Annotated in this window: 12 protein-coding genes; 3 read left to right on the plus strand and 9 right to left on the minus strand. The window is 71.0% G+C overall.

Annotation, left to right across the window (positions count from 1 at the left end; translation table 11 throughout):
- Window positions 1-13: 13 nt before the first annotated feature.
- Genes ACGF8B_RS10030 through ACGF8B_RS10040 form a run of 3 tightly spaced genes read right to left on the minus strand, consistent with a single transcriptional unit; the run spans window position 14 to window position 12136 of the window.
- Window positions 14-1696, minus strand: coding sequence for a phytoene desaturase family protein (locus tag ACGF8B_RS10030; RefSeq protein WP_392736547.1), 1683 nt, complete (start codon window positions 1694-1696; stop codon window positions 14-16).
- Window positions 1686-11183 carry an amino acid adenylation domain-containing protein gene (locus tag ACGF8B_RS10035; protein ID WP_392736549.1) on the minus strand — a complete coding sequence of 3166 codons (9498 nt, stop codon included), beginning with the start codon at window positions 11181-11183 and terminating at the stop codon, window positions 1686-1688. The genes ACGF8B_RS10030 and ACGF8B_RS10035 overlap by 11 nt, the downstream gene beginning before the upstream one ends.
- Window positions 11184-11233: 50 nt before the next feature.
- A complete protein-coding gene (locus tag ACGF8B_RS10040; protein ID WP_392737404.1) occupies window positions 11234-12136 on the minus strand; it encodes a sterol desaturase family protein in 903 nt (300 codons plus the stop codon).
- Window positions 12137-12522: 386 nt separating this feature from the next.
- On the opposite strand from ACGF8B_RS10040, the gene aroQ reads away from it, so the two are divergent.
- Window positions 12523-13167 (plus strand): gamma subclass chorismate mutase AroQ, encoded by a 645-nt coding sequence (gene aroQ, locus ACGF8B_RS10045; RefSeq protein ID WP_392736551.1) that lies wholly within the window; start codon window positions 12523-12525, stop codon window positions 13165-13167.
- A gap of 104 nt (window positions 13168-13271) precedes the next feature.
- Here the strand turns inward: aroQ and ACGF8B_RS10050 are convergent, their stop codons facing one another.
- Window positions 13272-14780 (minus strand): glutamate synthase subunit beta, encoded by a 1509-nt coding sequence (locus tag ACGF8B_RS10050; protein WP_392736553.1) that lies wholly within the window; start codon window positions 14778-14780, stop codon window positions 13272-13274.
- Window positions 14781-15038: 258 nt separating this feature from the next.
- On the opposite strand from ACGF8B_RS10050, the gene ACGF8B_RS10055 reads away from it, so the two are divergent.
- On the plus strand, window positions 15039-15629 hold the full coding sequence (locus ACGF8B_RS10055) for a lytic polysaccharide monooxygenase (RefSeq protein ID WP_392736555.1): 591 nt from the start codon (window positions 15039-15041) through the stop codon (window positions 15627-15629).
- Between the two features lie 108 nt (window positions 15630-15737).
- Here the strand turns inward: ACGF8B_RS10055 and ACGF8B_RS10060 are convergent, their stop codons facing one another.
- Together ACGF8B_RS10060 and ACGF8B_RS10065 are read right to left on the minus strand one after the other, a co-directional pair.
- Complete coding sequence (locus tag ACGF8B_RS10060; protein WP_392736556.1) at window positions 15738-17330, minus strand: hypothetical protein; 1593 nt, start codon at window positions 17328-17330, stop codon at window positions 15738-15740.
- Window positions 17331-17538: 208 nt separating this feature from the next.
- Window positions 17539-20898, minus strand: coding sequence for a glycosyl hydrolase (locus tag ACGF8B_RS10065; RefSeq protein ID WP_392736558.1), 3360 nt, complete (start codon window positions 20896-20898; stop codon window positions 17539-17541).
- A gap of 226 nt (window positions 20899-21124) precedes the next feature.
- On the opposite strand from ACGF8B_RS10065, the gene ACGF8B_RS10070 reads away from it, so the two are divergent.
- Window positions 21125-22141, plus strand: a complete 1017-nt coding sequence (locus ACGF8B_RS10070; RefSeq protein ID WP_392736559.1) for a LacI family DNA-binding transcriptional regulator — start codon at window positions 21125-21127, stop codon at window positions 22139-22141.
- Window positions 22142-22169: 28 nt separating this feature from the next.
- Here ACGF8B_RS10070 and ACGF8B_RS10075 read toward each other — a convergent pair whose 3' ends face one another.
- From ACGF8B_RS10075 to ACGF8B_RS10085, 3 genes are all read right to left on the minus strand, one after another.
- Window positions 22170-23042: an EamA family transporter gene (locus ACGF8B_RS10075; RefSeq protein ID WP_392736560.1), complete on the minus strand. Its 873-nt coding sequence runs from the start codon at window positions 23040-23042 to the stop codon at window positions 22170-22172.
- A gap of 250 nt (window positions 23043-23292) precedes the next feature.
- A complete protein-coding gene (locus tag ACGF8B_RS10080; protein WP_392736561.1) occupies window positions 23293-23946 on the minus strand; it encodes an HD domain-containing protein in 654 nt (217 codons plus the stop codon).
- Window positions 23947-24001: 55 nt separating this feature from the next.
- Window positions 24002-25120 carry an NAD(+)/NADH kinase gene (locus ACGF8B_RS10085; RefSeq protein WP_392736563.1) on the minus strand — a complete coding sequence of 373 codons (1119 nt, stop codon included), beginning with the start codon at window positions 25118-25120 and terminating at the stop codon, window positions 24002-24004.
- Window positions 25121-25245 lie beyond the last annotated feature (125 nt).

Consider the following 25245-nt stretch of genomic DNA (forward strand, 5'->3'; position numbering starts at 1 on the left):
TTCTCCTCGGTGCTCATGTGCGGGTGTCACCACGCATGGACCAGTTGTCGAGCTGGGGCAGCCGGCCCAGCTTTCCCGGGTGCCAGGGTTCGGTGCCCCGGCTCTCGGACGCCGTGAACCCGCGTCCGAGCTCGTCGCAGAGGTACTGGACGACGAAGCGTCCGGTGGACGCCGCGCGGATCAGGCCGCCCATGCCGACCCACTGACCGGCCATCGAGAATCCACGCAGGCCCGGCAGGCGCATGCGGTCCTTGCCGACCAGCTTGGCCGCGATGTCGTCGGCCTCGGAGAACGCCTTCCAGGCCAGGATGGATCCGTCGTGGTTGCCTGTGTAGCGCCGGGTCGTCGCCGGGGAGGCGACATCGACCAGCTCGATGCGCCCGCCCAGCTCTGGCAGCCGGCGTTCCAGGAACCCCCGGACGAAGTCGGCCACTTGGCGCTTCTTCTCCCGGTATTCCTTGCGGTCGGCGGCGCGCAGCTCCTTCCAGTACGCGAAGTCGCTGAAGTAGGTGCAGTGGATGACCGATCGTCCGGGCGGGGCGAAACCGTCCGAGTAGTCGGAGCGCATCTGCACCACCACGCTGCTCTGCAGGGCGCCGGGCAGTTGCTCGGCGTCCTGCGGGGAGAGCAGGTAGGTGGTGCTGTGGGCCCGGTCGGCGCCCAGCTCGCCCCGGATGCCGACGAAGGCGGAGACCACCGCGGGGAACAGGGTGCCGGGGCGGTTCAGCAGTTCGTCGTAGAGCTTGTCGATCCGCGGCCCGGTGTACCGGCCCTGCAGCAGTCCGTGGATCGTGGTGTGGCCGTCGCAGGCCGAGACCACGTGGTCGGCGTAGTACCGCTTGCCGTTGCGCAGTTCGATCCCGACGGCACGCCCGTCCTCGACCAGGATCCGTTCGGCCCGGGCCCGGTAGCTGATCTCGCCGCCGAGCCCGGTGTAGCGTTCCTCGATCGAGCGGGCCAGACCGAGCGAACCCCCTTGCGGGAAACCGGCGTTCTGATGATGGGCTCCCGCCATGTTGAACAGGTACGGGAGGAGCGGGAAGCCCTCCGGATCCTGGAAGAAGATGTTGCGGAACGCCTTGCGGAGCAACGGGTCCTGGAACCGGTCGGCGAACTCGTGCATCGGCGTGGCCGCCGTGCGCCAGAACAGCCGGAACGCGGGCAGGACGGTACGCAGCAGCGCCGCTCTCTCCCGTACGGTGCGCAGGGCCGGGGCGGTCAGGAACGGATACAGCTCGATGCCGGTGAACCGGCGCAGATCGCGGCAGAAGGAGCGGATCAGCCGGGCGTCGTCGGGCGAGATACCCAGCAGGTGCTGCTCCAGCCGGTCCGGGTCGTTGTAGAAGGTCACCGATCGGCCGGTCTCGTCGACGACCCGGTTGAACATGTCGAAGTTGGTGATGGTCTTGCCGTCGAGCGCGCCCAGTTCGCGCCACACCTGGTTGGCGTCGTTGCCGGTGGCCGTGCCGATCAGCCATTCGATGCAGTAGTCGAAGATGTAGCCGTCGCGCGACCAGGCCGTGCAGCAGCCGCCGGGCAGCACGTGCTTTTCGAAGATGCGCGAGCGCATCCCGTTCATCTGCGCGTAGCACCCGGTGGACATTCCGGCGACGCCTGCGCCGATCACGATGACCCGGGGGCTGCCGTCCTTCTCCCGGCCGGGGACGCTCCACTCGTCCTCCGCCTCATCGGACATCGGCGCCGCCCTCCTGGAGGATGCCGCGCACCAGCTCGGCGTTGCGGGCCGCGTGCTTGGGGTCGAGCATGTCGGCGTGGATTCCGGAGCCCCGCAGCACGGCATTGTCCGTGGTCGAACTGCCGTGCCAGGTGCCGGACGCACCGGCGGCGTAGAGTGCGGTCTTCTCCTGGTCGGTGATCACGCTGACGGTCGCGGCCACCGTTCCCAGGTTCGGGGTGTGGCCGCAGAAGGCCAGGTACTCGGCGGCGTGGTCGAGGGTCTCGCGGGCCACCGCGTCCGATCCGGTGTGTTTGCGCAGGTGTTCGGCCAGTTCCGTCTCGAAGAACTCGATGTGTTCGGGGCCGGGTTCGTACGCCTCGACGATGCGGTGCGAGTCCAGCACGATCACATGGGCGACGTCCCGGCCCCGGCCCTCCAGCTCCTTGGCCACCTCGAAGGCGAGGTTGCCGCCGAGCGAGTAGCCGAGCAGCAGGCATTTGCCTTCGGGCCGCTGGGATTCGACGAGGTCGGCGTAGCGGATCACCTTGTCGGTGCCCGGGACGTAGTTGAAGGCGATCAGCCGGTACTCGGGCAGTGCGGCGGCGAATCCCCGGTAGACCAGTCCGTGGCCGCCCGCCGGCGGGAAGCAGAACACGGTCTGTTCCCGTTCGCTGTTGAAGCTGAGGCAGGGCAGGTCGTCGGAGACGGATCCGGTGGCCAGACGCTCCAGGGTCGTGGCCATCCCGTGCAGGGTGGTGACCCGGTAGAGCAGGCTGACGGGGATGCCGACGCCGAATTCCTTGCGGAGCCGGTGGATCAGCTCGATCAGTTTGATGGAGCTGCCGCCGGCCTCGAAGAACTCCTGTGTCAGGCCGACCCGTTCCAGTCCGAGTAGTTCCTCCCAGTGCCGGGCCATGCTCAGCTCGAAGGGTGTGCGCGGTGTCTCCTCGGGCTCGTCGTCCGTGTCGAGCCGGGGCGCCGGCAGGGAGGCGGAGTCGACCTTGCCGTTGGCGGTCAGCGGCAGCCTCGGGAGTACGACGAAGTGTGCCGGAACCATGTACGCCGGCAGCCGGTCCCCGAGGTACCGGCGCAGCGCGCGCCGGTCCGGCGCGGCCCCCTGGGCCGGTACGCAGTAGGCGACGAGCACGTCCTCGCCCCGGGCGTCGGGGCGTACGGTGACGACCGTCCGGTCCAGCTCCGGCCGCTGCCCGAGGTGTGCCTCGATCTCGCCGATCTCGATGCGGTGGCCCCGGAGCTTGACCTGGTCGTCGACCCGGCCGAGCAGATGGACCCGGCCGTCGGCGTCCCAGCGTGCCGCGTCGCCGCTGTGGTAGAGGCGTACGGGGGCGGCGCCCGGCCCGCGGCCGAGGGTCCGGGTGACGAACCGCTGGTCGGTCAGCTCGGGGTCGCCCGCGTAGCCGAGTGCGACGCCCTCCCCTCCGATCCACAGCTCGCCGGGCACGCCGGGCGGCACCGGTTCACCGTGCCGGTCGAGCACATGGAGCGTGCTGTTGCCCAGGGGGCGTCCGATCGGCACCGTCCGGCCGGGTTCCAGGTCGTCGACGGGCCCCTCGAAGAAGGCGCTGTCGATGGTCGCCTCGGTGACCCCGTAGGAGTTGATCAGCCGGGTGCCCGGTCCGCACAGCTCGTGCAGCCGACGGTACTCCCCGGCCTTCCAGACGTCGGACCCGACGACCAGCAGGCGCATGAAGTCCAGGCGCCTGCCCTGGCGTTCGCAGTGGTCCATGAGGCCGCGTACGACGGCGGGCACGAACTCCGCGCAGTCGACGCGCTCCTTGCGCATCGTGGTGTACAGGCGTTCGGTGTCGAAGAGCAGGTCGCGGTCTACCAGCACCAGGCTGCCGCCCGAGCACAGCGCCCGCACCACGTCGCCGGTGAAGACGTCGAACGACGGGGCGGCCATCTGGAGGTGCACCCGCACGTCGCGGTCCAGCCGGTATTCCTGGAGCCAGGCCGCGTAGGCCGAGGCGAGGTTGCGGTGGCTGACCCGCACGGCCTTGGGGAGGCCGGTCGAGCCGGAGGTGTGAATGATGTAGGCGGTCGAGCCGGGACCGGGCGGGTCCTCGGTGCCGGGCACGCTCACGTCCCGGCCGTCCGGTCCGGGTGCCGCGTCCGGGTCCGCCTCGTGCAGCTCCCGCAGGGTGAGTGTCGGGACCGGCAGTCCGGCCATCCGTTCCCGGCAGGCGTCGTCCGCCACGACGACGAGCGTGGCGCCGGCGGCTCGCACGGCCTGGGCGGCCCGGTCGGCCGGGTGGTCGGCCGGGACCGGGAGGTAGGCTCCGCCGGCCTTGAGGACGGCGAGCAGCGTGACGACGAGTTCGGGTGACTTGTCCAGGCAGAGCGCCACCACCGACCCGGTGCCGGAACCGAGCCCGCGGAGCCGCCGGGCCAGCTCACCGGATCTGCGGTCCAGTTCCGCGTACGTCAGCCGGTGCGCCGGCCCCTGGAGCGCCGGGACCGTGATGGCCACGGCGTCCGGGCAGCGGGCGGCGGTGTCACTGATCAGCTGATGCACCGGGCGGAAGCCGCCCGCCTCGCTCTCCCCGACCACCGGCGGCAGCGCGGTGCGCGCGGCGCCGCTCCACTCGCCGACCAGCCGCTCGCGCTCCTGGGCGCCCAGCATCTCCAGCCGGGAGGTGGGCCGGTCCGCCGGGACGCGGGTCATGCTGTCGAGCAGTGCGGTGTAGTGCGATGCCATCCGCCGCATGGTCTCCGGCAGGAAGAGGTCGGTGTTGTACTTCAGGACGCAGTGGAAGCGGTGCTCCGCCTCGTCCTCGTAGACCGACAGCGTCACATCGAACTGACCCTCCTCTTCGGGGAGTTCGATGTACTGGAGCCGGTAGCCGTACTTCTCGGTGGCGACCTTGTGGGTGAGCAGGATGAACATGGCCTGGAACACCGCGGAACGGCTGGGGTCGTGCTGGAGGCCCAGTTCGTCGACCAGCAGGACGAACGGGTACTCCTGGTTGTCCAGGCCGCCCAGCACAGTGGTGCGGACCTCTTGCAGCAGCCGGGCCACCGTGGGATCGCCGGACAGGTCCGCGTGCAGCGGTAGCGGGTTGACGAAGTAGCCGTAGACGGACGCGAAATCCTGCTCGGTCCGGCCGGTCACCGGGCTGCCCACGATGACCTGGTCCTGGCCGGAGTAGCGCTGCAGCAGCACGTAGTAGGCGCTCAGCAGCACCATGAACGGGGTCACGTCGTGCTCGCGGGCCAGCGTGTGCACCCGGGCACTCAGCTCGGTGTCCAGGACGAAGAACTCGGAGGCCCCGTTGTGTGTCTGGACTGCGGGGCGGGGCTTGTCGACGGGCAGTTCCAGCGTCGGCACCTCGGCCGGCAGGTGGGAGCGCCAGTAGTCGAGCATGCGCGGCGCCGAGGGTCCGGCCAGGAAGCGGTTCTGCGCGTTGAGGAAGTCCAGGTAACGGGCGGTGACGGGCGGAAGCGAGGGAGCCTGGCCGTGGCGCAGCCCCTCGTACACCGCCAGGAGCTCCTCGATGAAGGTGAACGTCGAGATCGCGTCGGAGACGATGTGGTGCACCGCCTTCATGATCACCCAGCGGTCGGGGGCGCGCTCGAAGAGGCGGAAACGGAAGAGCGGGTCGTTCTCCAGGTCGTACGGCCTGCGGTACTCGGCCACGATCGTGCGGTGGATGTCCTCCCATTCCTGGTCCCGCACGTCGAACAGGGCGACGTCCGCGCTCGCCTCCGGCGACACCTGTTGCAGCGGGACGCCGTCGACCGTACGGAAGTTGGTGCGCAGTGCGGGGTGCCGGGCCACCATGCGGCGGACGGCTTCGAACATGAGCTCGGGGTCGAGCTCGACCCGGACCTCGACGGCGCCGCCGATGTTGTACGCGTAGCCCTCGGGGTTGAGCTGCCGGAGGAACCACAGGGCCTTCTGGTTCTGCGTCAGCGGGTGGCTGAGTTCGTCCTCGTACACCTCCACCTCGGCCGTGGCGGCGTTTTTGGCCTCGTGGGCGACCAGATCGGCGAGGGCGTCGTGGAGCTGTGTGATCAGCTCGGCGACCGGGGTGCCGCTCAGCAGTGCCACCACTGGCGGGGCGACGCCGAGCTCGGAATTGATCCGGGCCCGCAGTTCCATCGCCAGGAGCGAGTCGAGTCCCAGCGCGTTGAGCCCGGCCTGCGGGTCGATCCGGTCGGGTCCGGTCCGCAGTACCGAGGCGGTCAGCTCGATGAACCGCCCGGTCACCAGGCCCAGGCGCTGTGCCGTGTCGGCGGCGCGGAAGGCATCGAGGATGCCCTCGCCCGGCCCGGTGGCCGCCTTGGCGGGGGCGGCCGCCGCCAGTTCGGCGACCAGCCGGGGCGGCGCGGCGTACCAGGCCTGGAACACCGGCCAGTCGACGACCGTGGCGACGAGCAGCTGGGCCCGGTCCTGGCCGATGACGCGTTCCAGTACGGCCATGCCGGCGTCCGGCGCGAGCGAGCTCATCCCGCGGTTGTGGAGGTAGTGGTCGACGAGTCCCAGTTCCTCGATCATGCCGGTGGCCCAGGGGCCCCAGTCCACGCTCAGTCCCGGCAGGCCGAGTGCCCGGCGGTGCTGGGCCAGTGCGTCCAGGAACGCGTTGCCCGCGGCGTAGTTGGTCTGGCCGGCGGTGGTGAGCAGTGAGGCGATCGAGGCGAACAGGACGAAGTGGTCCAGCGGTTCGTCCCGGAGGTGGCGGTGCAGCAGGTGGGCGCCGACGGCCTTGGGGTCGTGGGCCTCGGCGAACGTGCGGTGGTCCATGTCCTCGACGAGGGTGTCGCGGACCTGACCGGCGAGGTGGAACACGCCGCGGACCGGCAGCGGACCGGTGCGCCGGTGAGCGTCCAGCCAGGTGGTGAACGCGGTTTCGTCGGTGATGTCGAGGGGTGCCAGGACGACTCGTGCCCCGAGCGCCTCAAGTTCCTTGACGAAGGCGGTGGCACGGCCGGCGGCGGTGCCGGGGTCCAGCTCCCGCCAGGTGGAGCGCTCCGGCAGCGTGGTGCGTCCGATCAGGATCAGGCTGCGCGCCCCGCGCCGGACGAGGGTCCGGCAGAGCAGTCGGCCGAGCGCTCCGAAGGCGCCGGTGACCAGGTAGTTCGCGTCGGTGCGCAGTTGCAGCGGGAGGGGGTGCGTCAGCTGTTCGGCCCGCCTGATGCGGCTGGTGCGGCGGTCCGCGCCGCGGAACGCGATCTCCTCCTCGTCGTCGGTCAGGAACTCACGCAGCAGCGCGTGGGCCTCGGCCCGGCAGTCCTCGTCGCCGGGCTCGCGGGGGTCCAGGTCGATCAGCTTGCCGGGGTGGGAGGTGAGCTCCTGGTGCCTGAGCACCCGGCCCACTCCCCACGCGGGCGCTCCCAGCGGCTCGACGGTCTCGCCGGGCTCGACGTGCTGGGCGCCACGGGTCACGATGTGCAGCCGGCCGGCCGTCCCGCGGCGGAGCAGTGTCCGGGCGAGCGCGATCAGTGAGTAGGCCCCGGTGCCGCTGTGCCGGGCGATGTCCTGCGGCGAGGTCCCGGCGAGCCGAGGCAGATCGAGGTTCCACAGATGCACGATGGAACCGACGGGCCCCGCGCCGCCTTCGCCGCCGCCGTGTTGGCCGTCCCGGTCCTCGTTCAGGTCGGCGAAGAGCCGTTCCAGGTCGGAGGCGGAGCCCGGGTCCACGGTGAACTCGCTGTCTTCGCCCCCTCTTCTGTATGTGTCGCCGGGACGCACCAGGTGGCAGCGCTCGCCCCTGGCGGTGAGCAGGGCTTTCAGGGCGTCGCCGACGCCCCGGCTGTCGGCGAGGACCAGCCAGTCGCCGCCGGGCGAGGCGGGCTGGCCATCGGCGGCGGTCGCCGTTCCGCGCCCGGCCCCGTCCGTGGCGGGTTCGACGGGGCTGTCGATCCAGACGGTCTCGGCGAGCCAGGAGTCGATCGTGCCGAGCCCGACCGTGGTGGACGCCTTCTCCACGTCGGCGGCGCGGAAGCCGTTGATGCCGCCGAGGGGTTCGCCGCTGTCCGCGTACACGGCCATGTCCCCGACGAGTTCGTCCTCGCCGTCGCGGGTCACCGTTGCGTGCACCCAGATCGGCCGGTCTCCCACCGGGGCGAGCCGCAGTTCCTCGATCGACAGGGGCAGCCGGATCCCGGTGGTCTGCCGCTCCGGACCGCCCGTGGCTGCGTCTTCGGCGCCGAGCAGCTGTGTCGTCAGCAGCGACTGGAAGCAGGCGTCGAGCAGTACGGGATGGATGTGGTGTCCGGCCGCGTCGTCACCGATCACCGTGGGCGGGCCGATCCGGGCGAGCACCTCCCCGGAGCCGATCCACACCTCGTCGATGGCACGGAACGCGGGCCCGTAGTGGTAGCCCAGGGCGGCGAGCTCCGCGTAGCAGTCCTCGCCGTCCAGCCGGCGCCGGGCGCGGGCCCGGAGGGCCTCGGTGTCGGCGGGGGGCCCTGCCGGTCGTGGCTGGCCCGAGCGTACGACTCCGCGGGCGTGCACGGCGCGGGCGCCCTCGTCCTGCCCCTTGGACGCGATCGTGAACGCCGCGTTCTGTGAGGAGAGGGTCAGCCGGACGGCCCGGTCCTCGCCCTCGGGCAGGAACAGTGCCTTGCGGAACTCGATGTCCGTCAGCACGACGTGGGTGCCGCCGGTGAGGGAGCGGACGGCCTGCGTGGCCATCTCCAGGTATCCCGCTGCCGGGAAGACGACGGTGGACTGGATGCGGTGGTCGTCGAGGTAGGGCAGCCGCTCGGTGTCGAGGGCGGCGTCCCAGGTTGGTTCGGTGTCCTCCGTGCGCCGGCCCAGCAGCGGGTGGTCGGCGTGGCCGAGGCGGACCCGGGCCACGGGTGCGGGCTCCGTCCAGTAGCGGTCGCGCCGCCACGGGTAGCGGGGCAGGACCACCGGTGTGCCCGCCGGATGCAGGGTGTCCCAGTCGATGGCGACGCCGAGGTTGTGCAGCTCCGCCAGCGAGGCGGCGAAGCGTTCCGTTTCGTTCTCCTGGCGGCGGATCGACGGCAGGGTCCGCACGGCCGCGCCCCGGTCGCCGAGGCACTCGCGGATGGAGTGGCCGAGCACCGGGTGCGGACCGATCTCCAGGAACAGTCCGTATCCGTCGGCGGCGAGCCGGTCCACGGCCGAGCGGAAGCGGACCCGGTGGCGGACGTTCTTCCACCAGTAGCTCGCGTCCAGCTCGCTGCCGTGCGCCGTGCCTTCCTGCCCGGTCAGGTAGAGCGGGACCGTCGCCGCCCGGGGGGCGAGGTCGTCCAGCGAGGCCAGGAGCTCGTCCTTGATCGCCTCCATGCCCGCGCTGTGGTAGGGAACCTGCACCGCGAGGAACTTGGCGAAAACCTTCTCGGCGTGCAGCTGGTCCGCCAGCTCGGCCAGGGCATCGCGGTCGCCGGCCAGGGTGACCGCCGATGGGCTGTTGACGGCGGCCACGGAGACCCGGTCGCCGAACGCGGCCGCCCGGGCCTGCGCCTCGTCCTCGGGCAGGCTCACGGCGAGCATGGTGCCGGTGCCGGTCAGTTTCTGCTGGAGGCGGCTGCGGTGCATGACCACCTTCACCGCGTCCTCCAGGGAATACACCCCTGCCTCGTAGAAGGCGGCGACCTCTCCGGTGCTGTGACCGACGATCGCGTCGGGCCGCACGCCGTAGTGGCGCCACATGGCCGCGAGTCCCACCTGGACGGCGAAGTTGGCCGGCTGGGCGAGCCAGGTCTCGCCCATGCGCGACCCGGCTTCGTCGGCCTTCATCTCCTCGATCAGGGACCAGCCCGCGATCGCTCGGACGGCCCGGTCGCATCGCGTGACCGTGTCCCGGAACACCTGGTCGGTGTCGAGCAGTTGACGGCCCATGCCCCACCACTGCGGGCCCATGCCGGTGAAGACCCAGACCAGGCCGCGCTGTTCGGCTTCGAGCTGCTTGCCGTGGACGACTCCTGGATGTGGTTCGCCGCGCACGAAGGCGTCGAGTGCCTCGTCCAGCCCGGCCCGTGAGGAGTACACGACGGAGAGCCGCGACTCCAGGTGCTGGCGGCGGTGGGCCAGTGTGTAGCCGAGGTCGGGAAGTGACACCTCGGGCCCGTTCGCCCCTGCCAGCTCGCCGCGGATGCCGGCCGCCACCTCGGGCAGGCCTTCCGGGGCCCGGGCGGTCAACGGGAGGACATTCCAGGTCCGTTCGCCGGGCGTGACCGGCGGGGCGCTCCGGTCCGGTGCCTGCTCCAGCACGACGTGCGCGTTGGTGCCACCGAACCCGAACGAGTTCACCCCGGCCCGTGCCGGCCCCTCGTGTGCGGGCCATCGGGTCGGCTCGGTCGGGATGCGGTACGGGGAGGCCACCTGGTCGATGGCGCTGTTCAGCTGCTCCAGATTGATGTGGGGCGGGATGAGGCGGTGCTTGAGGCAGAGCACGGTCTTGATCAGGCCTGCGATGCCGGCCGCCGCTTCGGTGTGCCCGATGTTCGTCTTGACGGAGCCCACGTAGCAGGGGGCGTCCGGTCGACGTCCCTCGGCCAGGGCCCGGCTCAGGGCGTTGGCCTCGATGGGGTCGCCCACGGGCGTGGAGGTGCCGTGCGCCTCCACGTACTGGAGGTCGCCGGGGGTGATGCCCGCCTCGCCGCAGACACGTCGGATGAGGGAGACCTGGGCGTCCGCGTTGGGCACGGTGATGCCGTTGGTCCGGCCGTCCTGGTTGACCCCCGCGCCGAGAATCACCGCGTGGATGGGGTCTCCGTCACGCAGCGCGTCGTCCAGCCGCTTGAGCGCGACCAGGCCGACGCCCTCGGCCCGTACGTAGCCGTTGGCCGTGGCGTCGAACGCGCGTGAACGGCCGTCGGGCGACAGGAATCCGCCCTTGGTCTCGGCGATCGTGTACTGCGGCGCCATGTGCAGCAGCACACCACCGGCCAGCGCGAGGTCGGTCTCCCGGTTGCTGAGGCTCTGGCAGGCCAGGTGCACCGCCACCAGGGAGGAACTGCACGCGGTGTCGAGCGACAGGCTCGGTCCGCGGAAGTCGAAGCAGTACGAGAGACGGTTCGAGACCATCGTCATCATCGTGCCGGTGGCGGTGTGGGCGGCGAGTGTGGAGAAGCTCAGATCGGAGAATTGCAGGATCTTGTAGTCCAGCGTGAACGCGCCGACGAACACGGCGGTATTGCTCCCGGCGAGTTCCGCGGGCCGCTGTCCGCCGTCCTCCAGTGCCTCCCATGCGACTTCGAGCAGCTTTCGCTGCTGAGGGTCCATCCGGTCGGCCTCGCGCGGGCTGATGCCGAAGAAGGCGGGGTCGAATTCGTCGAAGCCGTCGATATAGCCACCACGGCCGCCGGTCAGACGTCCCGGTTTCTCCTTGTGTCTGCTGCCGAGACTGCCGACGTCATAGCGATCGGCGGGTGTCGGTGTGATGCAGTCCTTGCCCTCCATGAGATTCTGCCAGTAAGCGCGGTGGTCCGACGCGCCGCCGGGCAGTCGGCAACCCATGCCGATGATCGCTACTTTGTCGCTCACAGAGGCACTGTTCACGTCGGGCAAGGTTGTAACTCCTCAGGTCAAGACGCCGCGGACCGGCATGGAAGGGCAGTTCAGGCAGAACCGGTCCCGGGCCCCTTCGCACGGCGCAAGGGGTGGAGAAGGCTGGCGACGATCTCCCCGGTACGGGGGAAGGACGCGGGATCGCCGAGCCCGACCACGACCGGTTCGCGGCCGGGGCGCCAGGTGTAGCTGTCGAAGGCGTGGTCCCAGATCGACAGGTCCGAGCCGTAGTGGCCCGCCTCGGACAGATCGGTGCTGTGGTGCAGCCGGTGCTGCTCGGGGCTGGCGAGCACATGGTTGAGCCGGCCGATGCGCACGTCGATGTTGGCGTGGACGAAATAGCCCTGGGCAGCCACGAAAAGTCCCACGACGAACACCGAATCGCGTGAGAAACCGACCAGCGACAGAGCCAGCTGAACGATTCCCTGCGCGAGAACGATATCGAGAACGTGGTTGACGCCATTATTGGCGACGTTCACCTTTTCCGGCACATGGTGCACACCGTGCAGCCGCCACAATATCGCATTGGTGTGACCGAATCTGTGCACCACATAACTGGCCAGCGATCCGGTCAGCAGGGCGGCTGGTATTTCAGCCCAGAGATTCAGTTCCGATTCACGCGTGGCCACCTCGGAGACGACGGCGGTGACAAGATACTGCGCGAATGCGCTGGCCGCCATCGTCAGCAGGAAATAGATACCGTACCAACGCCATTCACCGGCGTTCGGATGCCAGGACCGACGGTACGGAATCATGCGTTCGAGCACGGTGAGATAGGAAATGACACTGAGCAGAAAGAGCGGGCTCACATGCTCCGGGTCCCAGTCGAGACAGAGTGCCGCGGCACCCACCGAGACCGTGCCCGCCAGCAGGAACGGGTACGCCGCCACACGCAGGACCGCGCGCGGGACGGACGCCGGGGCGCTTCTCCCTCCGGCCCGGCCGGAATCCACCTCCGGATCATCGCCGGGCGGCGGTTCGCAGTTTTCCACTCACAGCACCTTTACGAACGGAACCAGCGCAGCACAGTGCACGGACCGGAACAGATGTGACAATTACTACGCGCGGGCGCACGGGACCGGCGCACCGGTCGTCACCTGCCACACGCGGGAAAATATGTGCTGGAGTGTGAGGGGCCCTTCGTGGACCCCGCGGACCCAGGAACCCTCTCCGGGCCGGCCCGCTCTACTAATTTTTCCTCACCCGGCGACCTCAACCGTCGAATTCAAGCCGCATACGGCTCCCCGGAGACACCCTTGGCAGGAATTAACGACGAGGCCCGGACCACTCACTCTGCCGTGAATATGAATTATTAATAATATTGATTCGAGGAGATTTCATGCGTCTCTCTTCGCCCTCGCGCCGCCGTTCGTCCTGGCGCCGATCGGCGACCGCCGCACTCGCGGTGGCGCTGCTCACCGGAGCGGGCGTCGCGGCCCCGCCCTCCATGGCCGCCGCGCTTCCCCACGAGACGGCCCAGGGGTCTGCGCTGCGCTCCGTCGCCGAGCTCTCCGCCCGGCGCCTCGCCACCGGCGACCTGGTCGCCGCGGCCAAGTGGGGCACCGGCAGCCCGGTCGACGACCCCGCCAGGGAGCGGCAGGTACTGGATTCCGCGGCCGATCGGGCCGGGGAGCTCGGCGCGGACCCATGGCTGACCAGACTGGTCTTCCGCGACCAGATCGAGGCGAACAAGGCGGTTCAGCGCGGGCTGCACCGGCTGTGGCGGGACCACCTGTCCGGGGCACCGGCCGAGCGTCCCCGCCTCGATGACGTTCGCAAGGAGATCGACCGGCTCAACGAGGCGCTCGTCCGGGCGATCGCCGACTCGGCACCGTACCGGCGGGCCGCTCCGCTGTGCCGGGTCGCGCTGGCCGCCTCGGCGGGACGCGTGAGCCGCGAGCGGAGTCTCGACGCGTTGCACGTGACCGCTCTGGCCGGCTCCTTGAAGTCCGTCTGCGGGAGTCGCCGGCAGCACGCCGAATAATAATCGGCTTGAAGTACACGGCGCATGAACGTTGAACGCGCCCCCCACTTCCAGGACCGCCGGCCCACACGGCTGATGCGCCCATCGGGTACGCGGCCGGGCGATCAAGCCACCAGGGGCCGGTCCTGCGGTGCGATCGGCGCCGGGAGCACTGTGGAGCCGCTCAGATAGCGGTCCGTCGCGGCGGCGGCGGACCGTCCTTCCGCGATGGCCCACACCACGAGGGACTGACCGCGCCCCGCGTCACCGGCGATGAAGATGCCGTCCGTCCGGTGTCGGGCCGCCCTCCCCGACGGGTCCGTCGTCTCGGCCCCGAAGCCGGCGTTCCGGGCGAAGTTCCCCCGGCCGTCCAGGGTGAGTCCGAGCTGCCGCATCAGCCCCGTGTCGTGTTCGGGCCCGTAGAAGCCGAGCGCCAGCAGCACCAGATCCGCCGGGATCCCTCGTTCGGTGCCCGGGAGCGGCCTTCTGGCCTCCGGCTCCACTTGCGCGAGACGCAACTCGTGCACCCGGCCGGTCCGGTCGCCCTCGAAGCGGAGGGTGGCCGAGGCGAAGACCCGCGGGTCCGTGCCCTTCCGGCCCCTGGCCTCCTCATGGGCATGGGATATCCGGTAGATCTTCGGATGGACGGGCCAGGGTTCACTGTCGGGCCGCTCGTCGCCCGGCTCGGGATTGATGTCCAGCTGCACCACCGAGGCGGCCCCCTGACGCAGCACGGTGCCCATGCAGTCCGAGCCGGTGTCCCCTCCTCCGATGATCACCACGCGCTTGCCCTCGGCGGTGACGGCCGGGGCTTCGCAGTCGCCCTGGGTGACCCGGTTGGCCAGGGTCAGATAGTCCATGGCCTGGTGGATGCCGTGCAGCTCACGGCCCGGCACCGGCAGCTCCCGTCTGCCGCGCGCGCCCACGGCGATGACGACCGCGTCGTGCCGCTCGATGAGTTCGGCGGCGTCGAGGTCACTGCCGATCTCCACTCCCGTGCGGAATCGGGTGCCCTCCGCCCGCATCTGCTCGATGCGGCGGTCCAGGTGCCGTTTCTCCATCTTGAACTCGGGGATGCCGTAGCGCAGCAGTCCGCCGATGCGGTCGTCGCGTTCGTAGACGGCGACGGTGTGGCCGATCCTGGTGAGCTGTTGTGCCGCGGCCAGACCCGCCGGACCGGAGCCGACGACTGCGACGGTCTTCCCGCTGAGCCGCTCGGGCGGCCGCGGTTCCGCGTATCCGCGTTCCCAGATCTGGTCGGCGATGGCCTGCTCGACGTTCTTTATGGTCACGGGGTCGGCGTTGATGGCCAGCACACAGGCGTCCTCGCACGGCGCCGGGCACAGGCGCCCGGTGAATTCGGGGAAGTTGTTCGTCGCGTGCAGCCGCTCGGCAGCGGCCCGCCAGTCCTCTCGTCCGGCGTACGTGTTCCACTCGGGGATGAGGTTTCCCAGTGGGCAGCCGCTGTGGCAGAACGGGATGCCGCAGTCCATGCAGCGCCCGGCCTGCTCCGACACCAGGGGGAGCAGCGCCTGTCCCGCGTAGACCTCGTTCCAGTCGCTCAGCCGTTCCTGGACGGGGCGTGCCGGAACGGGCCGGCGGGGGAATTTGAGGAAGCCGTGTGGATCGTTCATGGGCCGCCTCCATCGCTGGCTCGCGGTGCACAGGCGCTTTTGTCAGCCTACGCCTGCTTTGTCCCTCGACACAGCGTGACGGCCGGGCCCGTCCGGCCCGGCCGGGGCCGTCACCGGCCGGCCACCCTGCGGCTCACCAATGGTATGGACATGACCAATCGCCCTGACTAGTCTCGAAGTTGGTCTAGACCTAGTGGGGTGGAGCGCGCCCTCCCCACTCGTCACGCAGCGCCCCCACACCTCCCTCAGGAGCGAAGCATGCGCAGAAGGATCACCTCGTTCGTCCTCGGCCTCGGGATCGCCGGGGCCTCCCTCCTCGTCACCACCGGCAGTGCCCAGAGCCATGGCTACACCGACGCTCCCGTCAGCCGTCAGCAGCTCTGCGGCAACGGCACCGTGCGCAACTGCGGCCAGATCCAGTGGGAGCCGCCGAGCGTCGAGGGTCCGAAGGGCTTCCCCGCCCGCGGCCCGGTCGACGGCACCATCTGCGCCGGTGGCATCGGCCGGTTCTCCGAGCTCGACGACCCGCGTGGCGGTTCCTGGCCCGCCACGAAGGTCACCGGCGGTCAGAGCTACACCTTCCGCTGGCGCATCGAGGCCCGGCACGCCACGACCGACTTCCGCTACTACATCACCAAGGACGGCTACGACCCCACCAAGCCCCTCACCAGAGCCGACCTGGACCCGCAGCCGTTCCTGACGGTGCCCTTCGGCGGCCGTCTGCCGGGTTCGACGGTGAGCCATGCCGGAGTCCTGCCGCAGAAGTCGGGCAAGCACCTGATCCTCGGCGTCTGGACGATCGCCGACACCGGCAACGCGTTCTACGCCTGCTCGGACGTCACCTTCTGACGCAGGGCCGCCGCCACGAGCCGGCGGGGGTCCGTTCCGCACGGCGGGTGCCGGGTATCGCAGTGCGCCCGGCACCCGCCCGCCGAACCGTTCTCCGGTCCGCAGCCGCTACGGCGTCGCCGCTCCGACTCCGGTGACAGGACCCTCGACGAACACCGGGGACGGGCCGGCCGCCAAAGTGATGCGGCCGTCCGTCGGTTGCCTCACGGAGCGTCGGCCCCAGGAGTCGACCAGGGTGACCGGGCCGGTCGCCGAGACCGTGAGGTCGCGGGCGGTGGTCGCCCACACCACGCGGGTCGTGCCGCCGCCGGTGAAACGTACCGAGTGGGCCGGTGCGGCCACCGCGTCGTCACCGGCGTACGTCTTGCCGCCGAGCATCCGGGCCACCACCGCCTGGGCGACCGCGGCCGGTTTCGGAGCGTTGGCGGTGACCGAGACCGGGTTCGCGGTGGTGGGGGTCACGGGCTGCCGGAGCATCCCGAAGTTCTGTTCCGACGAGGTGGGGTCGCTGCCGTCGTTGACCAGGTCGTACCAGTAGACCCGGGTCACACCGTTGGCCAGGCCGGTGGCGTACAGCCGGATCAGGTTGTCGGCCTGCTGGCGTTCGGTGGTGCCGTGGCCGGTGTCGGTGGGCCAGCCCATCTCGCTGAGGATGATCGGCTTGTCCTGGCCGCCGTTGGCGGCGCGGATCCGCTGCCGCAGTCCGGCGATGGTGTCGCCGGTGCCGCCCAGCCATTCCGGTCCGCCCGGGAAGTGGTAGGGGTGGACGCTGTAGGCCTCCATCGCCTTCAGCCCGCCGCGGTCGATCAGGTCCGGCGCGAAGCACTTGCTGCCGTCCGCGGGGGTGCAGTTGCCGATGCCGATGGTGGCCGGGCCGACGACCGCGGCGCCCGGGTCCGCGGCCTTCACGGCCTGGTGGACCCCTTTGAGCACCTCCAGGTAGCAGGCGGCGGTGCGTCCGCAGGCGCTGTTGTTGAAGGTGCCCGCGTTGTACTCGTTCAGCACCTCGACGTTGCTCAGGTCGTAGTGCTTGAGCACCGCGGCCGCGAATTTCCCGAAGGCGGCGATGCCCTCGGGGCTGCTCGGCGTCCGGCCTTTGTCGTAGAGGGAGTTGGCGCCGTTCGCGATGATCATCGGAGTGATGCCCAGTTCACGGGCGTGGGCCATCGTGCTGGAGAAGGCGGCCGGGAAGGTGTAGCTGCCCTTCGTGGTCTCGAACCGGTTCCACCAGGCGTCCTCGCGGATGTGCGCGATGCCCGTCTTCCGTGCCTCGTCGAGCACGTTCAGGCCCCAGCCGGCCCGTCCGATGTGCACGGCGGCGCCGAACGGTGAGGACGGGCCGACCGCACTGTCCGGCACGGGTTCGATGACGGCGAACGAGGTGCGCAGGTCGGTCGGTTCGGGGGCGGCGCCCGCGTGCAGGGCGAGTTCGAAGTAGCCGGGGGCGAGGTCGGCGACGGGGATGGCGGCCTTCCCGCCGGAGAGCCAGCTGGTGCCACCGCGCACCCGTACGCCCTGTTCGTCGGTGATCGCCCAGGAGACCGAGGCCGCGGACGATCCGAACTCCACTGTGCCGGATCCCCGTTGGAAGATCAGGCTCGGGGAGGTGACGGACAGGGTGTGTGCCGCGGCCGGGGCGGACGGAGGGATCGCCACGATCAGGGTCAGTGCCAGGGCCGGCGCGAGAGCGAGGGCCGGCACGCGGGCGAAGAGGGAGCGACGTCGGAGGCCCGGCCGGCTTCGACGCGGGCGCCGGGGGCCGGCCGGATCACCGGGGACGGTCTGAGTCATGGTGGTTCGCCTCTCGCTGCTGGGGGGGTCGGTGTGATGCTCGTCAGGGACGTCGGGCCGGTGGGTGCCGGGTCTCGCGGCACCCACCGGCCCGGCGGCGGATCAGCGCGTACGAGGGTCAGCGGGTCAGCCGCACCTGCTGGTAGCGCACCAGCTTCCAGTTGTTGAGCCCGTCGCCCCAGGTCTGCCATCCGTCGAGACCGAGCGAGCGGTAGTTGTCCCGCTGCACACCGTCCTTCTTGTTGACCGTCAGGGTCAGCGAGAACGCGGGGTCATCGGGCGACAGCGGGGCGATCCGCTTCCACGGCACGGCGACCAGGTAGGTCGTGGTGCCGGCCTCCTCGTCGCGGGACACCCGGACATCGGCGCCCGCAACCGGCCCCACCGGGTAGTCCTTCGGCAGGGACTCGACGAAGACCCCCGGCCCCTCGGTCACGGTGTCACCGGCGTAGAGCATGTACCAGTCGGCGCCCCAACTCCCCAGCCCCTCCCCCGGTCGGCCCGGCTGCACCCCGATGCCGATGCTGTCACCGGCGGGCAGCCAGGCCACCTTCTGTGCCGTCCGGTGGTCCTTCTCCCGGACGACCGCCGATACGTAGAGGTTCTTGTCGTCCCAGGTCGCCCACATGTCGCCATCGGCCACTCCGGGTTCGATACCGCTGTACGAGCCGACCTCGGAGAGGTCCACCTTCGGGACGCCGCCCAGGCCGGTGAGTCTGCCGTCCACCAGGTGCGGGGTGGCCCTGGCGATCGGGCTGAAGCCGAAGGAGTCGCTGTCCCGCACGGTGCGTCCGTCCGCGAGTCTGGCGGTCACCCCGACGGGCTTGACGGCGTAGGCGGCCGCCCCGTCGATGGAAGTGCGGAAGGTGCGGGTGGCGAGCGGCGGAACCGTGCCGCCATCGCCGATGCCCCGGCCCGCGATCGTCCCGGTGAGGTCTCCGAAGGACCAGTCGATGCCGGTCACCCTGGCCGGCGCGTCCGGTGAGTGGTTGGTGACGGACACCGCGAGCCGGTCGGTGCGGGTGGCGCCCTTCACCGACATCTCCGGGGACACATCGACCGTCACCGGTTCCGCCGTCACCCGGGTGCCGGTCGCTACCGCACCGGCCCGCTTCCCGTCGAGAGTGACCGCCGCGGCCAGACCACGGTTGCCCGGGGTGCCACCGGCCGGGACTCTCAGCACGGCACTCGCCCGCCGGCCGGGGGCCGCGGAGACGGTGACCCGCTCGCCCTCGACGTCGAAGACCGCGGTGCGTCGGTGTGCGGACGTCCCGTGGCCGGTGGCCCGGTTGTCGAGTGTGGCGGTCACCGGAATCTCCGCGCCGGCCGCGATGTCCCGTGGCGCGGACAGCGACAGCAGCGGTGATTCCTCGACCTTGTCCACCGCGGCTCGCAGATAGACCGGGGCGCCGGTCGCCGTGAGGTGCACCCAGCCGTCCACCGGCTCCAGGACCCGCTCCCCGCCGAGCATGTCCACCACGGTGACCGGCTTCTGGGTCCGTACCCGGACCGGCTTGCCGGTGCGGTCGCTGCTCCACAGGGCCGTGGTCACGGCGCCGCCGCCGGGCGAGCCGGCCGCGGACCTGAAGGTGTAGGCGTGCAGGCCGGGATCACCGGTGCGGAGCCGACCGGTGAACCGTGCCTCGGTGAGTTCACGGGCGGTGGTGGAGTAGGCGAGGTAGGCGGGCTTGGGGTTGAGGCCGTTGGCCTCCGGGCCCGTCTTGCGCAGCAGCCCGAAGTTGTGTTCCCCGTTGCTCGGGCCGTTGCCGTCGTTGATCAGGTCGTACCAGTAGTAGCGGGCGACACCCGCGGCCTTGGCCGCGAGCAGGGCGCGCGCGGTGGCCTGTGCCTGGGTCTGCTCGTCGACGCCGATGCCGTCCCGGTCGGCGGAGGTCCAGCCCTGCTCGGTGATCCAGATGGGCAGTTCCCTGCCCCCGTTGTACTGACGCATCAGCTTCTTGAGGCCCGCGATGTCGAGTTCGACGCCCTCGGGATCGCCCGGGGCGCGGTAGGGGTGGATGGAGATCGCGTCCATGTGCTTGAGTCCGCCGAGCTTGAACAGCTCCTCGAACCAGTCCAGTGGCACCTTGAACGACGAGGCACCGACCACGGTGATCTTCGGGTCGGCGGCCTTGACCCCCGAGTACGCGGCGGCCAGCATCCTGGCGTAGCACTTCGCACTCTGCGAGCACTCTCCGTTGGAGAAACCTCCGTAGTACTCGTTCCAGACCTCCAGCGATTCGATCCGGCCGCCCGCCTTCGCCGCGACCTGTCCGGAGTACTTCCCGAACGCCTGGTACGCCTCGTCGGTGCTCGGGATGTTGCCGTAGTCCAGGTTGCCGAAGCCCAGCAGCATCAGGCCGTTCTGGCCGCGCGCCCCGAAGTCCGCGGTGACGCGTTCACTGGCCTCGGGCCACTGGTACTCGCCCTTGGGGTGTTCGATGCTGCTCCAGTAGACGGAGTCGACGCGCAGTGCGTCGGCCCCGGCGCGGGCGGCGAGCTTCGTGCTGTCGTCCCAGGCTTCGCCGGGGGCGGAGCGGTGGTGGTGGTTGACGCCGAAGAAGGAGTCGGTGGTGCGCTTCGGGTCGGGGCCGGGGTGCTGCACCGCGAAACCGGCGGCGCGGGCGACCGGGGCCCCGTCCGCTGCGGTTCCGCGAAGCGTCAACGTGTAGTAGCCCAGCGGTAGTTCACCCGCGTCCACGGCGCCTTCGCGGGTGACCGGGTCGATGACGGCGGCGCCCTGTCGCACGGTGCGGCCCCGGTAGTCGCGGACGCTCCAGGGCACGGAGCGGTCGCGGGCGGACAGGACCCCGAAGGTGGCCCGCTCGCCCGGGTCGAAGAGGTTGCCGGGGGTCGTCACATCGACCTGTACGTCGTCGGTGTCGACCGGGGACGGCTCGAAGGCGTACCGGGCGAAGCAGACCGGCTTCTCGCTGGTCCCCATGTCCTGCGCCCAGGTGGCGATGCGCATGTCCCGCCCGTACTGCCCGCCGGCGAACGCCCCGTCCGGGATGTAGAAGTGCGCGGTCTTCCAGGTGTTGGTGCCGGTCGTCCGCACGATCCGCGAGGTGCGCCACGGATTGGCGCCCGCGTCGTAGACCAGCGCGAACTTGGTCCCTGGCGCGTCGAAGTAGTCGATGTCGACGGCCGCGTGGTTCGCCCCCTCGTGCTTGAGGCGGGCGTCCAGAGTGACGTACAGGTACTGGCTGGGGCGGCCGGGGCCGATCTCCCAGCAGTCCCGGCCGCCGTACGTGTTGGCGTTGGCGCTCGCCTCGTCGCTGCCGGGGGACGCGTCGATGGTGACGTTCCTGGCCTCAAGTGTCTTTCCGAGCACGGCGGTTGCGACGCCGTCGCGGTCCGCGGCGGCGGATCCGGATTGCTCCGCGGAGGCGGCGGCCGGGCCGAAGGCCAGCAGGCCGAGCAGCGTGGAGAAGGCCACCGCCGCTCGGGACAGGCGTCTGCGTGGTCGATGTCGCATGGCGTGAAACTCCCTGATCATCGGGCGCGGGGGTGCTGCGCGGAGTACTGCGCGCGGGTCACCGCGAAGAGCCTTTCCGGACCGGCCCCGGGGCGCCTCCGGGCCGTTGCGCAACCGCTTGCTCAAGCGCGGCACAGACTGGTCCCACGAACAAAGCCTGTCAAGGGTTCACACAGGAACCACCGGAATTGCACAAGCAGTTGCGCACCATGGCTAGGCTGAGGCCATGACGGAACGGGGCAGGGTCACACTGAGCGATGTCGCGGCGGTCGCCGGGGTTTCGCTCTCCACGGCGTCAAGGGCGTTGAACGGCGGCGGCCGGGTCTCGACGGCGACCAGATCGCGCATCGCGGAGGCCGCGCGCAGACTCGACTTCCGCCCCAACGCCCTGGCCCAGTCCTTCGCGTCGGGGCGGAGCCGGACGATCGGCATCCTCGCCCAGAACGCCCGGGGAGCGTTCACCGAGCCGGTGCTGGTCGGGGCGGTCACCCACCTGGGCGGCCGGGAGCAGGCATGTCTGCTCTACGACACCGGTTTCGACCCGGACACGATGGCCGAGAGTGTCCGCAGGCTGCTGGCCCGGCGCGTGGACGGGCTGCTGGTCCTCGGCGACGGCCTCCGGGCCGAAATCCGCTCCGTCACAGCCGAGTTCTCCGTCCCGGTCGCCTACGCCTACGGGCTCACCGACCGGGAGGACGACTCCTGCCACGTCCCCGACAGCCTGATGGCCGGGAGGCTGGCGGGCGAGCATCTGCTGTCGCTGGGCAGGCGCCGCATCGCGCACATCACCGGCGACGCCGCCGACACCGCCACGTCGGGGCGTGAGCAGGGGCTGCTGGCCACGCTCGCCGATGCCGGTCTGCCGCCCGCGGCCGACACACTCCGGGGTGACTGGAGCCGGGCCTGGGGGGTCGCCGCCTGTCGCCGCCTGATCGGGTCCGGCGCCCGGTTCGACGCCGTGTTCTGCGGCAACGACCAGATAGCGCTGGGCGCGGAGTCCGTCCTGCGGCAGTCGGGAAGGCGGGTGCCGGACGATGTCGCGCTGGTCGGTGTGGACAACTGGGAGTACGTGATCAGCGGCCAGCGCACCCGCCATCTGACCACGGTGGACACCGGGTTGGCCGCGCTGGGCGCCGCCGCCGCCGCTCAGGTGGCCGACGGGCGCGAGGCTCCCGGGACGCACGCCCACCCGTGCACGCTGGTGGTCGGCGCGACGACGGCCGGGCCGCGGCCGGAGGGCTGAGCCGGTCCGCCCGGCGGTGCTCCCGCGCTCACTCGGCGGCGGCGAGCCGGGCGGCCGGCTGGACGGTGACCAGGGCGATGCCCCCGCAGCACACGGCGAGAAGCAGCAGTTCCGCCGTGGAGGGGGCGGGCGCGGTGCCGAGCGCCCAGTCGCCCAGTCGCACGGTGAAGGGAACGGCCAGTTGCACGGCGGCCGTGAAGACCGGTCCGCGCAGCAGGATGAGCCGGTGCTGCACGAGGTAGGCGGGCGCGTACACGGCTGCGCCGAGCACGACCGTTCCGCCGATCGCGGCAGGGCTCGGGGGGCGGGAGATCAGCGCGGGCAGCGCCATCGGGAGCAGCAGACAGGTGGCGGCCGCGAGCAGTACGGGCAGCACGGCGAGGGGCGGCAGCCCCGACAGCCGTTGCCGGTACAGGAAGCCGTATCCGGCGAAGGCCACGGTCGCCGCCGCCACGAGGAGCAGCCCCACCCCGTCGGCGTCGCCCGCGTCCGCGCCGAGTGCCGCGTATCCGACGGCCGCGGCGCAGGCGAGCACCGCCCCGGCCACCTTGCGCGGGCCGGACCGTTCGCCGAAGAACAACGCGCCCACGGCCACCGAGGCGCAGGGCATCAGCGCGACGACGAGATTGGTGAGCGAGGTCCCGATGCGCGGGATGGCGAGGAGGGTTCCCGCCGCGTACCCGGCGAAGCCGAGCAGCCCCAGCAGCCATACGGTGCCCGGCCGGGCGGCGGCCCGGCGCAGGTCGGCCCGGCCCTCCGCGGTGGCGGCGGCGACGGCGGTGAGGACCAGGCAGCACACGGCGGTGCGGCCCACTGCGACGATCAGCGGATCGGTCCCGGTGACCAGGGCGCCGGAGAGCAGCCAGGTTCCGGCGAGCAGCAGTACGAGGACGGCCGGCATCGCACGCCCTTTCCGTGGACGGTGGAGGAACGGGCAGCGGGCGCGGAGCCGTTCGGCCGCCGGGCCGTCCGCGTGACCGGGGTGTCTCCGGGGTCGCGGGAGCGGACCGTGGCGCACCGGGCGTCCCTGCACAGTCACTTTCCTGTACGTGCCAACTATAACGACGGGGGCCTGCTCCACCAGGGCTTGGGCCGGGGCACCGCGGGGTCGGGCGCGCTCCTCCTCGCCGCCGCGGGCGGGCGCCGGAATCTCATTCCGGCCAGGCGGAGTCCAGGATGGTGTCCACGAAGTCGCCCCGCTCGAACCCGGGCACGTAACGCTCCAGGACGTCGGCCTTCACATTGCCGAAGGTGGTGGCCGGCTTGGGTTCGATGCCTTCGGTGAAGGCCTTGAGGATGCGGCGCTTGAAGTCGGGGCGGGGGTGGAGGGCGACGACCGCCTCCCGGTCCGCGTCGCTGATGTCCTCGTACCCGATGCCCAGTACGTCGTACTCCACGCCGGCCGTCACGAGTGCGACCTCGGGCTCCATGAACGACGGGATGCCCGGCGTCGTGTGGAGCGCGATCGCCGTCCAGACCCGGCGGATGCTGTCCTCGGGTACGCCGCGGCTCTGCAGGAAGCGCCTTGCCTCGTCGGCGCCGTCCACCTCGAACCGGCGGCCGCTGGCCCGGAACTCCTCGTTGAGGCCGAGATCGTGGAACATGGCCGCGACGTAGAGCAGTTCCGGGTCGAAGCTCAGTCCGCCGTTGCGTCCCTGGAGGCCGCCGAAGTAGTAGACGCGGCGGGAGTGGTGGTAGATCAGGTCGTCGGTGGTGTCCCGCACCAACTGGGTCGCGGCCGAAGCCAGTTCGGTGTCGGGGACCGTCACCGTGGTGAACGCGGGGTGATCGGGGCTGCCGGGCATGGGAGTTCCTTCGTCGGGGGCTTCGGCGTGGGGAGTTCGGTCCTGCGGCCCGGGTTCACGGGCGGGATCCGGGTGCCCCCCGGATCCCGCCCGGTGGGGCGTCTTCGGCCTCGTCCCGGTCCGCCGGGGTGAGGTGGAGGTGGGCCAGGTCGTGCGGGACCGGTCCGTCGGGGCGGAAGAGGGGTGCGCTCGCCCCGTCGGCCGCCGTGGCGGGGGCGTCGGTGAGGCGGAGGCGGGTGCGCAGCCGTCCGTAGAAGTCGTGCGGGCCGAGCCTGATGACCCGGAGGCGGTGCGGTGCCGCGTACACCCCGACCCAGTCCCCGGCGTCGAGCACGCCGCGCAGCTGGCCGTCGATGGTCACCGCGCCCTGGCCCGAGTGCGGCAGGACCCGTACGGCGATCGGTTCGTCGGCCGCGGCGATCACGGTGCGGTCGAAGGTCATGTGTGCCGCCACGGGGGTGAACAGGACGGCGTCCATGCGTGGCGAGACCACCGGTCCGCCCGCGGCGAAGCTGTAGGCGGTCGAGCCCGTGGGGGTGGCCATGATGACCGCGTCGGCCGAGTACGAGGCGAGGAGCCGCCCGCCGATGTACACGCCGAGGCTCACCTGCCGGTCGCGGGCGAGCTTCTCCACGACGACGTCGTTGAGCGCGGTGATGTCCAGTGCCACGCCCCAGTCCTCCGCCGCGGCCTCCGCGTCGGGGTCGACGTGCGGGGGCGGCAGCATCGGGCGCCGTCCGTAGCCCATCAGAGCGTCGATGTCCTTGGGCACTTCGAGCACGCGGGAGGCGCGCATGGTCAGGGTCATGCGTTCCTCGACCGCCGCACGGCCCCGATGGACGGCGTCGAGCGCCCGGACCACGTCCTTCGCCGGGACCTCGGTGAGGAAGCCGACGCGGCCCAGGTCGATCCCGAGAACGGCGCCGTCGTTCTTGGCGGCGATCCGGGCGCCGCGCAGGAACGTCCCGTCGCCGCCGAGGGTCACGATGAGATCGGGGTTGCCCGCGACATCGGCCTCCTCGCGCCCGCCGCGCCTGCGTGCGTCGTCGCGCCACACGTCGATGTCGGTGCACGGAATGCCTTCGCGGGCACACCAGTCGCGTACGACGCCCGCCGCGACGAGGGCCTCGGGACGGCCCTGGTGCACGACGACTCCGACCCGTTCCACACTCATCCCGCTCCGACTCCCCGTGTTCCGACGACGGACTGCCCTCACTCCACTGTGCGGGAGCCGGGGGCGGGTCCGCCCGTCGTCGGGCCGGTACGGCGGCCGGTCGGGCGACCGGGCGCGGAACGGCA

Origin of the sequence: Streptomyces sp. NPDC047917, from assembly GCF_043204345.1 — a bacterium.
Classification (GTDB): Bacteria; Actinomycetota; Actinomycetes; order Streptomycetales; family Streptomycetaceae; genus Streptomyces; species Streptomyces sanglieri.